Genomic DNA, 14,486 nt, shown 5'->3' with positions numbered 1-14,486 from the left:
ACACATATGGAAGCCTATAAAGATTCCTCATTACCCATTCATGAGCGTGTGACGGATTTAATCAGTCACATGACTGTAAAAGAAAAAGTAGGACAGGTGAATCAGCACCTGTATGGATGGAAAGTATATGAGAAGAATAATTTGGGAGAAATCGAATTAACAGATTATTTTAAAGACCATGTGAAATGGGGCGGGGGACTTGGAGCACTATACGGCTTGTTCCGAGCCGACCCATGGTCTGAGGTGAGTTACGATAACGGCATTTCACCTGAAGAGAGCTTAGAAGTGACTCAGAAAGTCCAGCGTTACATTAAAGAAAACAGTCGGTTAGGCATTCCTACTTTATTCGTAGAAGAGTGTCCTCATGGCCATCAAGGATTAGACAGTGTCTCCTATCCGACGAATATTGGTCGAGGTGCCATGTTTAATCCAGAACTTATTGAGGACATGTCCAAAAGTATGGCAGAAGAACTGTCTCTCAAGGGAGTTCACATTGGACTGGTATCGACACTAGACTTAGCACGTGACCCAAGATGGGGACGAACAGAAGAATGCTTTAGTGAAGATCCTTACCTTGCTTCCGTTTACAGTGAAGCTGTAGTCAAAGGCTTTCAGGGAGATTTGATTCAGTCAGATGTTCCCTTCACAGAAAAAACCGTTCATGAGATTAATAGACAACCCTATCAATTAGGAGTTGTGCTCAAACACCTTATCGCACAAGGCGATGCTTTAGGAGGACACAACTCTGGGGATGTCTCTTTAGGAGAAAGAGAATTATTTGATATTTATTCTCCCTTAATGGATAGTGCGAGAAATGCAGTCGGAGTCATGGCTGCCTATAATGACATTGATGGTGTGCCATGCCATGCCAATCCCAAACTATTAAAAAAAGCGCTAAAAGAAGACCGAAAATTTCAAGGCTTAGTGATGGCTGATGGAGGAGCAACCGACCGTCTTTTAGTCCATAGCCGAGATACTGTAGGAAAAGCGAAGCTGGCCTTAGAAGGTGGAGTTGACTTAAGTCTGTGGGATCATGCTTACTTGAGTATCGAAGAAGGGGTTACATCTGGGCGTATTTCAGAAAAAGCATTGGATGAAGCCGTCTACCGAGTCTTAGCTATCAAATTCCTACTTGGACTCTTTGATGAAGAGGATACTGAAAAAGCTGAGGTGGACTGGAAAGCTAAAAAAGAAGAGTGGCAGAAAATAAACTTACAGTCAGCTAAAGAAAGTATCACTTTAGTGAAAAATAAAGATGCCATCCTTCCACTAAAAGAACCAGGGAAGATTGCCGTTGTTGGGCCGAATGCTCATGCTTTATATAATCAGCTCGGCGATTACACATCCCCACAAAATAATGACGGGTCAAGTACCGTACTGGAAGGGATTCAAAGACGCTTTAAAGATTCAGACGTTGTGTACTCAGAAGGCTGCCAAATTAGAAGTCCGGAAGAAAACATTGAAGAAACACTGGACATTGTATCCGATTCTGATGTGATTATCGTAGCGTTGGGTGGATCGAGTACGCGGAATTTCGGAGGAGACTTCTTAGCGAATGGAGCCGTCGATAAGCCTGAAGAGAATATGGACACAGGTGAAAACATTGATGTAGCAAGTCTAGATATCGGTGGATATCAGCTAGAACTCTTTAGAGAATTGACAAAATTAAACAAACCGATTATATCCGTTATGATTCAAGGAAGACCCTACGTAATGGAAGATATATTAAGTGACTCAGACGCTGTGCTCATTGCCTGGTACCCAGGACAAAAAGGGGGAGAAGCCATAGCTTCAATTATAGCAGGCGATGAAAACCCTAATGGCCGCTTACCTATTTCGGTTCCTAAATCCAGCGGGCAATTACCTGTTTACTACAATCAGAAATTATCACTCAAAAAAGAAGACTACTTTGATATGGATGGAAAACCGACTTTGGCATTCGGTGACGGATTCAGCTACTCGGACGTTTCTTATACAGACCTGTCAACTAACTTAGAAAAAATCACATCAGAGGAACTAATGGATGGTGCACAGATAGATGTATCTGTAAGGATTCAAAATAAGAGTGACATAGCGGTAAATGAACCGGTCTTACTCTTCATTCGGAAAATGGGTACACCACTACTCGCGCGTCATAAAGAACTAGTTGGGATGGACAAGGTGTTTATAGAAGGTAAAAGTGAAGTGAAGGTTACCTTTACTTTGTCAGCGAAAGCTTTTCTTCAATTAGACTTTGACAACAAACCGGTCATTTATCCATCTGTGACACGCCTTATGATTGGAACAACTGAAAAAGAGATCACAATTAAATAAACCCTAGAGGAGAGAATCAAGCCAATGGATAGAAAAGATATTGTTACAAACGAAGCTTCCGAAAAAGAGCAGTATGCTGGCTTACCTGAAAACATTCAGAAAAAGTTAGAGTGGTTCAAAGATCAGAAACTAGGCATCATTTTTCACTGGGGCTTGTATGCCGAAGCCGGAATCGTAGAATCCTGGCAATTATCAGAAGAAGACGACTGGGCTAGAAAACGTGGAGGTTGGAGACCAACCGTTGAACAAATCAGAGAAGATTACTGGGCATTAAATAAAGTCTTTAATCCCACGCAGTTCAATCCCGAAGAATGGGCTGAGGTCAGTAAAAAAGCGGGCTTCAAATACATGATTTTTACAACCAAGCACCATGACGGCTTCAATATGTATGACACAGCCTATTCAGATTATAAAATCACACAGGAAGACAGTCCCTTCCATGACCATCCGAAAGCAGATATTTTCAAAGAAGTAGCTGAGGCATTTAGAGAAAAAGGGCTAGCAGTTGGAGCCTATTATTCTAAAGCTGACTGGTACTCTCCTTATTACTGGGTACCTGGACAGCACGCTAAAGGAAGAACAGCAAGCTATAATCCGAAAGAAGACCCAGAAACATGGAATAAATTTAAAGAATTTACTCATAATCAGCTAACTGAACTGGCAAAAAATTATGGCCCTATTGATATTACCTGGTTGGATGCGGGCTGGGTCAGAGACGGCCGAACAAATGAAGATCTGGATATGGATGAAATAGCGAGAAAAATGCGTGAATACAATCCAGACATGCTGATGGTGGACCGTTCTGTCGGAGGAGAACATGAAAACTATGTCACTCCTGAACGAAAAATACCGGAAGTTGCCCCATCTAAAGCTTGGGAGAGCAATATTCCCCACGGTAAAAACTGGGGATATGTACCCAATGAAGTTTATAAGAGTGACAAAGACATGCTTCAATCTATTGTTAATGTAGTAGCGATGGGTGGTAATTTAATTATTGGTGTCGGCCCGAAACCAGACGGCACACTACCAGAAAAGTCTCTGGAGTTACTGGAGACAATGGGAACATGGCTAGATAAATATGGTGAAGGCATTTATGATACTCGCCCTTACAAAATTAACTCAATAGGAAATTGGCACTTCACCGAAAAAGAAGACGCTATCTATGCTTTCTGCCTTCCTGAAGAAAAGGAAACACCTTTAGATTTAACCATGCTGGAACTTGGAGACGGTTATCAGGTTTTAGATATGGAATCAAACAAAAGTGTGAAGGTACCACATAACACTCTAGTCCATAAAGGTGATGCGATTAAAGCCTATAAGATTGTTAAAGGAAGAAATAAATAATGACTCAAACCAATGTGACTCAAAAAGAATGGGAAGAACGATTAGCGTCCATTCGTCCGAGCGAGAGACAACTGAAATGGCAAGAAACTGAATTTTATGGGTTTATTCATTTCAATATCAACACATTTACTGGAAAGCAGTGGGGAGACGGCACAGAGTCTCCTCTCTTGTTTAATCCAACCGACTTAGATGTCGAGCAGTGGGTCGTTACCATGAAAGAAGCAGGAATGAACGGAATCATATTGACATGCAAGCATCACGACGGCTTTTGTTTATGGCCGAGTCAGTATACAGACCATACCGTCGCAAGCAGTCCCTGGAAAGATGGAGAAGGGGATCTCGTTAAAGACGTTTCAGATGCCTGCCGCAAACATAACTTAAAATTTGGCGTTTATCTCTCACCTTGGGACCGTCATGAAGAAACGTATGGGGATTCACCCACATACAATCATTTTTTTGTGAATCAGTTGAAAGAATTGCTGACAAATTATGGGGAAGTATTCTCTGTTTGGTTTGATGGAGCATGTGGAGAAGGACCGAACGGACAGAAACAAGTGTATGACTGGGATGGGTATTACGAGACAATCAGAGAGCTTCAACCTGATGCAGCGATATCTGTGTGTGGACCAGATGTGAGATGGTGTGGAAACGAAGCAGGAGCCACCCGTAAACAAGAGTGGAGCGTCGTACCTAAAAGCTTACAAGATGCTGAAAAAATACAAGAAGCTTCTCAGCAAACGGAAAATCATCAAGAGTTTATAAGAGAAGTGTCCAGTGCAGAAGAAGATTTAGGTAGTCGAAACGTATTGGAAAAAACAGACACACTCGTCTGGTATCCTGCAGAAGTAAATACCTCGATACGTCCCAGCTGGTTTTACGATGAAAAAGAAGACGAACAAGTAAAGCATACAGAAGAGTTGTTTGATTTATATGTTCGAACAGTTGGAGGAAACAGCACCTTTTTATTGAATGTTCCACCAGATAGAAGAGGGTTGTTCCATGAAAAGGATGTTTCCGTTTTAAAAGCCTTCGGGCAAAAATTGAAGTCAGCCTTTCAAACGGATTTAACTGAATCAGCTACACAAACTTTAACGAACCCTTATTCGATTGCTATTGCGTTTGATCAGCCGACTTTATTAAACTGTGTGGTTCTGCAAGAAGACATTACAAAAGGGCAGCGAGTGGAACGTTTTACTATTGAAGCCAAAATGGATGGGCAATGGGAAACAGTGTACACAGACTATGTCATTGGTTACAAAAAGATTGCCTTACTGGATGCTATAAGCACACAGCATATTCGAATCAAGATAAAGGCGAGTCGTTCAGTCCCTTATTTGAAAGCGATTCAGACATATTACATTGAATAGTCACCCTGTAAAGAATGTGTAAAAATATGTTTCCTTTTTTTTGAGAGGGATAAAGCTTGTTATATCAAGGTTTACAGGAGTGTGTAAGCGGTAAATTCTCACATATTGTTTAAACACCCCAGTTTGATTACTATAAGGTTACACGTTAGTCGAATTACTTAATTGTAAACGCTTCATGAAATCTTTCAGCTTTTATAATTAAATAATTCGGAGAACAAAAATAAAAAAGGAGGAAGATGCATGGAAAAGCATGCTCAGGATATCGCTCAACTACAGAAGTCGCCATCGGCCCGACCGGGTAGAGTGTACAAAACAGTTGATGACTTAGAAGTGAAGAAACGTACGATGAAAGATCGACTTAAACAAGCCGCTGGAAACTGGGAACTATATGTTATGGTTCTGCCGCTAGTCGCTTTCTTCTTCGTCTTTCACTATATTCCTATATATGGTGTTCAAATCGCATTTAAAGATTTCATGCCATCACTTGGAATTTGGGGAAGCCCGTGGGTGGGCCTCAAGCACTTTGAACGATTCTTTAATATGCACTACGCAGGTCGTTTAATTTGGAACACATTAAGTATTAGTTTGTACTCCCTTGTTGCAGGATTCCCAGCACCTATCATTTTGGCTTTAGCCTTTAATGAAATAAAGGACGGGAAATTCAAGCGATTTGTACAGACAGTCACTTATGCACCAAACTTTATTTCAACCGTGGTTATCGTCGGTATGATTATTGCCTTTCTATCACCGTCTACAGGGGTTATCAACCACTTCTTAGACTTGATTGGAATAAACAGACATCACTTTATGCAAGATCCACGTTGGTTTAGACATATATATGTATTATCAGGCATATGGCAAAGTACTGGGTGGGGAACCATTATTTACCTCGCAGCCCTGTCAGGGGTAGATACGCAACTACATGAAGCGGCTACCATTGATGGAGCGACCCGATTACAGAGAATGTGGTATATTAACTTACCTGTATTGGTTCCGACTATGGTTATTTTATTAATTATGAACTTTGGTGGAATTATGTCAGTTGGTTTTGAAAAGGCATTCTTGCTACAAAACCCATTGAATATGCAGACATCTGATATTATTGCGACATTTACTTATCGTACAGGTTTACTTGAAGGACAGTACAGTTATTCGGCTGCCATTGGATTATTCAACTCAGTCATTAACTCAGTCATGTTACTCGCTGTAAACTGGATTTCAGCTAAGTATACAGATACATCCCTACTATAAGAGAAAAATGAAAGGAGGCAATTATTATGGCTGCTAATGCAGATGCAATATTAGGAGACAAATCAAGAAAAAGAAAGAAAAAAAATAAGCCGATAAAAGAATCAACTGCCGACCGCGTTTTTCTAGGTATCGTTTACTTCATGTTGATTTTCGCTTTATTAGTCACTTTATACCCACTGATTTATATATTCAGTGCATCAATCAGTAACCCGAGTGCAGTTAACTCAGGTGAAATGTGGTTATTCCCAGTCGATACAACCTGGGAAGGATACCGACTGGTGTTTGCTAACCAGGCCATCTGGCGCGGTTATTATAACACGATCATCTATACGGTGGTCGGAACGTTAATTAACTTGGCTGTAACACTTCCTGCGGGATATGTTTTGTCTCGTAACGATTTTCAGCTAAAAGGATTTATTACTAAAATGATGGTACTGACTATGTTTGTATCAGGTGGATTAATCCCTTCCTATATCTTAATTACGGATTTAGGGTTAACGAACTCGATGTGGGCACTGATTTTACCAGGAGCAGCATCCGTTTATAACGTTGTTGTTACACGCGTGTTCTTCCAATCCACTATACCGGATGAATTAACAGAAGCGGCAGTTATTGATGGAGCAACCAACTTGGAAATCTTTACAAAAGTTGTCTTGCCTCTATCAAAACCGATTATCGCCGTTATGGCCTTATTCTATGGTGTAGGTCACTGGAACAACTTCTTCTCCGCATTACTTTATATGGATGATAGAAGTAAGTATCCGCTACAAATGATTTTAAGAGAAATCTTAGTACAGCAAGATATGTCAAGTAACCCAAGTATTGGATCGATGACAACTGACCAAGCACAATTCTTACACTCTCAACAACAACTTTCAGCTATTTTGAAATACGGTGTAATGATTGTAGCTACGTTGCCAGTTATTATCGTGTATCCATTCTTACAAAAATACTTTGTTAAAGGTGTTATGATTGGGTCTATTAAAGGGTAAGTCATATTTTCATACGGATTCAGATATTATAAAAACTTTTATTAAATAGGAGGAAAAAAAGTGTTGAAGAATAAATTTTTAACTAAAGGGTTAGTTTTATCTTCTGCGTTGGTTTTAGCAGCTTGTGGGAACGGCAACGGTGACGATGCGGATACAGGTTCTAACGATAGCAATGACGATGCAGTAGCACAAGATGTAGAAGTGAACGTTGGGGAATTCCCAATCGTTGACGAAGAAATTACATTAAGCTTAATGGCTCCAGGTACAGGTATGGCTGAGTGGGAAGATATGCCGACCATGCAGGCTTACGCTGAAATGACAGGTATTAACTTAGAGTATACAACGCCTCCAATGGATGACTTTGGAACACGTTTTAACTTAACTTTCGCCAGTCAAGACTTACCGGATATCATTTTTGCACCAGGAACAAGCGTCTTAACACCAGCTTTAGAAGTAGACTACGGACAACAAGGGATGCTTATTCCATTAAACGATTTAATTGAAGAATATGCACCAAACTTGTACCAGTTATTAGAAGAACGTCCACATGTGAGACAAGCGATTACGACTCCAGATGGAAACATTTATGCTCTTCCTCGTATTGACGATGGGGACACAGCTTCATGGCCAATTGGACCTCTTTGGTATAACGGTGCATGGTTAGATGCATTGGACGCAGAAGTACCAGAAACGTTAGAAGAATTCCACGAATTATTGGTTAGATTCCGTGACGAAGATCCAAACGGAAATGGTGTAGCGGATGAAATTCCAATCAGTAACTCTGGATTAACTCACCCACGTGTATGGTTCCTAGGTGCATTCGGTATGCATTCATGGGGAGCTGAAGAAGTTGATGGGGAAGTTCGATATAACCCTATGACTGATAACGCTCGTGCTTACTATGAATTCTTCAGTCAAATTTATTCTGAAGGTTTAGTAGACCAAGAGTTATTCTCTCAATCAGACGAAATGAAAAAAGCTAAAGGACAAGAAAATAGAATTGGATTATTCCAAGACTGGTTCTCATTCTTTACTACAGGTGAAACAGAAGAAGAAGCGATTAACAACCCAATGTTCAGACCACTTAAGAGTGAATGGAACCCTGAAGGAACAGTCGCAGGAAGCCCACAGATGGTTCGTGGAACATTTGCTATTACTTCAGAAAACCCACATCCAGAAGCAACTATGGCTTGGGTAGACTACATGTATAGTGAAGAAGGAACAGAATTCTTCGACCGTGGACCAGCTGGACATTACTGGGACTGGGCTGACGAAGAAGGCGGAGAAAAAGTGATGACTGAACGTGGAGCAGAAGAAGGCGAAGAGTATCGTGGAGAAATCACTCCATTCTACGGAATCACTACTCCTGGTTTAGGTGTCTCTTTACCTCCAATCGGAGAAGTCGGCGAGTCTGATTTCGCAACATTCATCCGTGAAGAAACGCAAGAAAAAGTTGTACCAAACTCACAAATTGCATTCCCGTTGGTTTACTTAACAAACGAGGAAATTGAAGAAATTCAAGGAGTAGCAGGAGATATGGCTACTTACATTGAAGAAGAAGAAGCTAAATTCATTACAGGTCAATTAGACGTAACAGATGATGCCGTATGGGATAACTATGTTTCTACATTAGAAAACATGGGTGCTGACAGATTTATTGAAATTTATCAAGCAGCATACGACAGAAGTGTTGAAGCTGTAGAAGAATAAGCTTAAATCACATACAACATGATTAATTAATATGGCTCGTATCCTCTCCGTCAAAGGGGATGGATGCGAGCCTTTTAATGGCTATGCAACTATTAAAGAGGAGATGGCAGTAATGAGTCAGAAAAACACAGTAGAAGTTCAAGCATTTATGGATAAAGTCAATCAGTTGGCGGCAGACCAGCCAGAATGGTTAGAGATATTCAATAATAGTTTTTTAGATACATTAAATAACACCGTTAAAATTTTGAAAGATGAGACGACATTCGTATTAACTGGTGATATACCAGCCATGTGGTTAAGAGATTCAACTGCTCAGATTAGACCATACTTATTTTTGGCCAATGAGAGTGACGAGATTCGCGACATGATTAAAGGTCTGATCGAAAGACATTTCCAGATGATTAATGTAGATCCTTATGCTAATGCTTTTAACGAAGAGGATAATAATGCTGGACACCAAGATGATCATACAGATATGCAACCAATCATTTGGGAAAGAAAATACGAAATAGATTCCCTGTGTTACCCTATCCAGTTAGCTTACCTTTATTATAAAGAAACTGGAGATACCTCTTCATTTAATGATACCTTCCATGAAGGAGTCAAGAAGATATTAAATGTTTGGAAAACAGAGCAAAACCACGAGAACTCTCCTTATCAGTTTGAAAGAGATACGTGGAGAGAAGAAGATACGTTAACACATGATGGAAAAGGCACTCCGGTCGCTTACACTGGAATGACCTGGTCAGGGTTCCGTCCAAGTGACGACCGCTGTACGTATCATTATCTCGTTCCATCCAATATGTTTGCGGTAGCCGTCTTAGGTTATTTAGAAGACATCTACTCAAATATTACAAAGGATGAGTCTTTAGTCGAGACAATTAACACATTAAAAAACGAAATCAATGAGGGGATAAAAACCCATGCCATCGTCAAAAATAAAGCAGGCGAAGACGTTTATGCCTATGAAGTAGATGGACTAGGAAATACAAGCATCATGGATGACGCTAATATTCCTAACTTAATCTCAGCTCCTTATTTAGGATTCTGTGATATAGACGATCCAATTTATCAAAACACCCGTGAAACCTTATTGAGTGATGAAAATCCCTATTATTATAGTGGGGAAGCAGCTTCTGGAATCGGAAGTTCCCATACACCAGATCAGTACATCTGGCATATGAGCCTGGCTATGATTGGGTTAACCAGCTTAGATAAAGATGTTAAAAAAGAGATGCTCGATACCATGGTTGCGACGGATGGCGGACAAAAAGCCCTTCATGAAGGATTCCATAAAGACCGTCCAGAAGAGTACACACGTGAATGGTTCTCTTGGCCAAACATGCTGTTCTGTGAATTAATGCTGGACTATTATGATTACAAATTGAAAGGGGCAGAAGTTTAAAATGACACACACATTTCCTGAACATTTCTTTTGGGGTGCTGCAACAAGCGCACCTCAATCGGAAGGTGGACAATACGCAGGTGGACGATCAGCCAGTACATGGGACAAGTGGTTTGAATTAGAGCCGGAACGCTTTAACGCCAATATTGGTCCTGAAGTCACATCTGATGTGTATAATCGCTACCGTGAAGACGCTAAGTTGATGAGTGATATTAACTTAAACTCCTACCGTACGTCTATTTCCTGGAACCGTTTATTACCAGACGGCAAAACGTTAAATGAAGAAGCCGTTGCTTTTTACCGGGACTATTTCCAGTCTTTAAGGGATGAAGGTGTGGAACCGATTATGAACTTATTCCACTTTGACATGCCTTGGTGGTTAATGGAAAAAGGGGGATGGGAGTCTAGAGAGTCGATTGACCATTTTGCATTTTATGCTAAGACAGCTTTTGAACAATTTGGGGATTTAATCACTTATTGGACGACATTCAATGAACCAATTGTACATGTGACCTGTGGCTATCTAGGTGAATACCACTGGCCAAAAGTCAATAGCTTAAAACGCGCGATTCAAGTGGCCCACCACACCAACCTAGCTCATGCGGCTGCTGTCGTAGAATATAGAAAATTAGGTTTAGATGGACAGATTGGGAACATTTTAAACTTGTCACCGGTCTACCCGCGCTCTCAAAGTGAAGGCGATTTAAAAGCGAAGAAAGATGCAGAAGAATTACATGTTAAGAGCTTTTTAGAGCCTACGGTCAAAGGAAAATATTCCGATTATTTAATTGACCTGCTCAGAGAACATGATTTACTGCCTGTAGTTGAAGAAGGCGACTTAGAGTTAATTGAGAAAGGAAAGGTAGATTTCCTTGGGGTTAACTATTATCAGCCGATTCGTGTAAGAGAAGTGGAAGAGCACGAAAAAACCTATCCTGTGAATTCACTGGGACATTTCTCTCGTCACTATGACTGGCCTGAAAAGCGCATGAATAAATACCGAGGATGGGAAATTTACCCTGAAGGTATTTACGATATTGCGATGATGATTAAAGATGAATATGGCAACTTGCCATTCTATATTTCAGAGAATGGCATGGGCGTCGCAGAAGAAGAACGCTTCATGAATGAAGATGGGATGATTGAAGATGATTACCGTATTGAATTTATTCATGATCATTTAGAATTTGTTCAAAAAGCAATAGCTGAAGGAGCAAACTGTTTCGGTTATCACTTGTGGACATTCGTCGACTGCTGGTCCTGGTTGAACAGCTATAAAAACCGTTATGGTTTCTACAGAATGGATTTAGAAACCGGCGACCGTTCGATTAAGAAGAGTGGGAAATGGATTAAGAAAGTCATTGAAGAAAAGAAACTATTGGATAAAAATGTTGTAAAATAAGGAGTTTATAATGAAGAAAACAGTACACATTATTTCTCACAGTCATTGGGATCGTGAGTGGTATTTACCCTATGAACGTCACCACATGTTACTGGTTGAGTTGATAGATGATGTCTTGGAATTATTTGAAACCGATCCAGAATTTAAAAGCTTCTATCTAGATGGACAAACGATTATTTTAGACGATTATTTAGAGGTTCGTCCTGAGAAGCGAGACGTGCTTCAGAAATACATCGATAACGGGCAATTAAAAATCGGGCCTTTCTATATTTTACAAGACGCCTATTTAACATCAAGTGAATCGAATGTCCGAAATGCCCTCATTGGAAAACAAGAAACTGATAAATGGGGAGCGACAACGGATATCGGGTATTTCCCAGACACCTTTGGAAATCCAGGTCAAATTCCTCAATTAATGAACCAGTTGGGCTTTGAAGTAGCAGCTTATGGCCGAGGAGTTAAACCGACTGGCTTTGCGAACCAAACTTCAGAAGGGGATAACTTTGTTTCTTCCTATTCTGAAATGAATTGGAAGGGAGTCGATAACTCTGAAATCGTCGGCTTACTCTTTGCTAACTGGTACAGCAACGGGAATGAAATTCCAAGTGAGAAAGAGTCAGCTAAAAAGTTTTGGAATCAGAAACTCAAAGATGTTGAGACATATGCTTCAACAAGTCATCTCCTTATGATGAACGGGTGTGACCATCAGCCTGTACAAAAAGAACTCACTCAAGCGATTCGAGTAGCCAATGAACTATATCCCGATTATGAATTTATTCATTCAGACTTCACTACTTACATGACAAACATGATGGAAGACTTACCTGAAAAGTTAGATACCGTGACAGGTGAATTGACATCTCAAGAAACAGAAGGCTGGTATACCTTAACCAATACAGCCTCTTCGAGAGTGTATTTAAAACAGGAGAATGCAAAAGTGAGTCGCTTACTTGAGAGTATCGCAGAACCTTTAGCAACAATGGCTTATGAAGTCACTGGAAAATACCCACACGATATTCTAGACTACGCTTGGAAAGTCTATATGCAAAACCATCCGCATGATAGTATTTGCGGGTGCAGTGTCGATGAAGTGCATGAAGAGATGATGACTCGTTTCCAAAAAGCTGAAAATATAGCGAAGTATGTTATAGATGAAGCAACAGTTACCTTAGCTGAAGCTATCAATACACAAGAAAATGCACCCGAAGACAGTATTCCTTTTGTTGTGTTTAATACATCAGCTACTGAGAAAACGGATAAAGTCTCCCTTACTTTAGAGACCGAGAAAATATACTTTTCTGAAAAGTTTCCAACTGAAGGGTATAAAGATTTAGATCAGATAAAAGAAAACACTCAGTACAAAGTGGTTGATGAAAAGGGGCAGGATGTCTTAGCACAAGTCGACATACTCAATCCGAAATTCAACTATGAATTACCTAAGGATGCTTTTAGACAACCCTACATTGCAAACAATGTTTCAGTAAGTGTGTATGTGGAAAATATGGCACCTTTATCATGGACGACTTATTATTTGGTACCGACAACCGAAAAAGACGTGGTTAAAAATAGTGAGACGGTTTCTCTTGAAAATGACTATTTAGCTATTGAAGTGGACCAGGATGGAACGTTAAATGTCAAAGATAAAGTCAATAACAAAAAGTACAAGCAATTAATGATTTTTGAAAACACGGGAGATATTGGAAACGAGTATGTTTACAAGAAGCCAAACGGAGAAGAACCTATATTATCGATAGGTAAACTAGTCGATAAAAAAGTTCTTGAAGAAACAAGCTTTGACAAACAATTACTCCTCACACATGAATTAGACATTCCTGTATCCGCAAACGAATTGTTGGATTTAGAACAAAATCAAGTGGTTGAATTTAGAAACAGAAAAGCTCAACGTGTGACTGAAACGAAACCGTTAAAGATTGAAACAGTCTTAACTTTAGGAAAACAGTCTAAATCTCTTTCTTTCACAACGAGATTAACGAATGAAATGAAAGACCACAGGTTGCGTGTGCTCTTCCCAACAGGCTTACAGTCATCTGTTCACTATGCGGATACAATATATGAAACAGTTGAAAGACCCAACAACGTAAGTGAGTCTTGGACTAACCCAGAAAATAATCAGAGAACCCATCATTTTATTCAAGTAAAAGATGATAATAATGGATTAGTCATTGCCCCTGATGGGTTAAATGAATATGAAGTCATTGAAGAAAATAACCAGTTAACACTAGCTGTTACTTTATTAAGAGCAACAGGAGAATTAGGCGACTGGGGTTACTTCCCAACACCGGGAGCTCAGTGTTTAAATCGTGAATTTGAGTTTACCTATCACTTAAGTTTCCACGGAAAAGAAGATGGCTTAGAAGCGATTAGAGAAGCAAAATATAAAACAATTCCTTTAACGGCTCTTCAAACGAGTTTACATGAAGGGGAATTAAAGTCATCCGATCGCTATCTGACAGTTGAAGGCGAAGCCGTTGCTTTAACCGCACTTAAACGTCATCGTGAGTCGAATGATCTGATTACTCGGGTGTACAATTTAACAAATAAAGAAACAACGTACTCCATAACGGCTGAGAATCAGGAAGCTTATAAGACGACGATTTTAGAAGAAGAGTCACTAGTCAAGGATGACTTTACAGCTAAGCCGTTTGAAATCATTACCCAAAGATGGAAAAAGGGGAAGTAAT

At 40.0% G+C, this 14,486-nt stretch carries 9 protein-coding genes; all 9 read left to right on the top strand.

All coding sequences use genetic code 11. The features are described from left to right. Positions 1-6: 6 nt before the first annotated feature. Complete coding sequence (locus ABDZ53_RS08730) at positions 7-2,313, top strand: glycoside hydrolase family 3 C-terminal domain-containing protein (RefSeq protein ID WP_343755615.1); 2,307 nt, start codon at positions 7-9, stop codon at positions 2,311-2,313. 24 nt (positions 2,314-2,337) lie between these two features. Then, positions 2,338-3,657 carry an alpha-L-fucosidase gene (locus tag ABDZ53_RS08725; RefSeq protein WP_343755613.1) on the top strand — a complete coding sequence of 440 codons (1,320 nt, stop codon included), beginning with the start codon at positions 2,338-2,340 and terminating at the stop codon, positions 3,655-3,657. Continuing rightward, complete coding sequence (locus tag ABDZ53_RS08720) at positions 3,657-5,024, top strand: alpha-L-fucosidase (RefSeq protein ID WP_343755611.1); 1,368 nt, start codon at positions 3,657-3,659, stop codon at positions 5,022-5,024. Before ABDZ53_RS08725 ends, ABDZ53_RS08720 begins: the two co-directional genes overlap by 1 nt. A gap of 345 nt (positions 5,025-5,369) precedes the next feature. Beyond that, positions 5,370-6,275, top strand: coding sequence for an ABC transporter permease (locus tag ABDZ53_RS08715; protein ID WP_343755665.1), 906 nt, complete (start codon positions 5,370-5,372; stop codon positions 6,273-6,275). A 26-nt stretch (positions 6,276-6,301) separates the two neighbouring features. After that, positions 6,302-7,267 carry a carbohydrate ABC transporter permease gene (locus tag ABDZ53_RS08710; protein WP_343755609.1) on the top strand — a complete coding sequence of 322 codons (966 nt, stop codon included), beginning with the start codon at positions 6,302-6,304 and terminating at the stop codon, positions 7,265-7,267. A 60-nt stretch (positions 7,268-7,327) separates the two neighbouring features. Continuing rightward, on the top strand, positions 7,328-8,977 hold the full coding sequence (locus ABDZ53_RS08705) for an extracellular solute-binding protein (protein WP_343755607.1): 1,650 nt from the start codon (positions 7,328-7,330) through the stop codon (positions 8,975-8,977). Positions 8,978-9,089: 112 nt separating this feature from the next. Then, the gene (locus tag ABDZ53_RS08700; protein WP_425541697.1) at positions 9,090-10,382 is read left to right on the top strand and encodes a glycoside hydrolase family 125 protein; all 1,293 of its coding nucleotides are present in this window, start codon (positions 9,090-9,092) and stop codon (positions 10,380-10,382) included. A 1-nt stretch (position 10,383) separates the two neighbouring features. Then, entirely contained in the window at positions 10,384-11,784 is a 1,401-nt protein-coding gene (locus ABDZ53_RS08695) for a glycoside hydrolase family 1 protein (RefSeq protein ID WP_343755605.1), read from the top strand. A gap of 10 nt (positions 11,785-11,794) precedes the next feature. Continuing rightward, entirely contained in the window at positions 11,795-14,485 is a 2,691-nt protein-coding gene (locus ABDZ53_RS08690; protein ID WP_343755603.1) for an alpha-mannosidase, read from the top strand. Position 14,486: the final 1 nt, after the last annotated feature.

Origin of the sequence: Alkalibacterium iburiense, assembly GCF_039521845.1 — a bacterium.
Taxonomy (GTDB): domain Bacteria; phylum Bacillota; class Bacilli; order Lactobacillales; family Carnobacteriaceae_A; genus Alkalibacterium; species Alkalibacterium iburiense.
The sequence above is the reverse complement of the archived record's forward strand: the minus strand, read 5'-3'. Positions and strand labels throughout refer to the sequence as shown.

Coding starts and splice junctions, on each gene's coding strand:
- ABDZ53_RS08730 (WP_343755615.1), top strand. CDS start 7: ATGGAAGCCTATAAAGATTCCTCATTACCCATTCATGAGCGTGTGACG.
- ABDZ53_RS08725 (WP_343755613.1), top strand. CDS start 2,338: ATGGATAGAAAAGATATTGTTACAAACGAAGCTTCCGAAAAAGAGCAG.
- ABDZ53_RS08720 (WP_343755611.1), top strand. CDS start 3,657: ATGACTCAAACCAATGTGACTCAAAAAGAATGGGAAGAACGATTAGCG.
- ABDZ53_RS08715 (WP_343755665.1), top strand. CDS start 5,370: ATGAAAGATCGACTTAAACAAGCCGCTGGAAACTGGGAACTATATGTT.
- ABDZ53_RS08710 (WP_343755609.1), top strand. CDS start 6,302: ATGGCTGCTAATGCAGATGCAATATTAGGAGACAAATCAAGAAAAAGA.
- ABDZ53_RS08700 (WP_425541697.1), top strand. CDS start 9,090: ATGAGTCAGAAAAACACAGTAGAAGTTCAAGCATTTATGGATAAAGTC.
- ABDZ53_RS08695 (WP_343755605.1), top strand. CDS start 10,384: ATGACACACACATTTCCTGAACATTTCTTTTGGGGTGCTGCAACAAGC.
- ABDZ53_RS08690 (WP_343755603.1), top strand. CDS start 11,795: ATGAAGAAAACAGTACACATTATTTCTCACAGTCATTGGGATCGTGAG.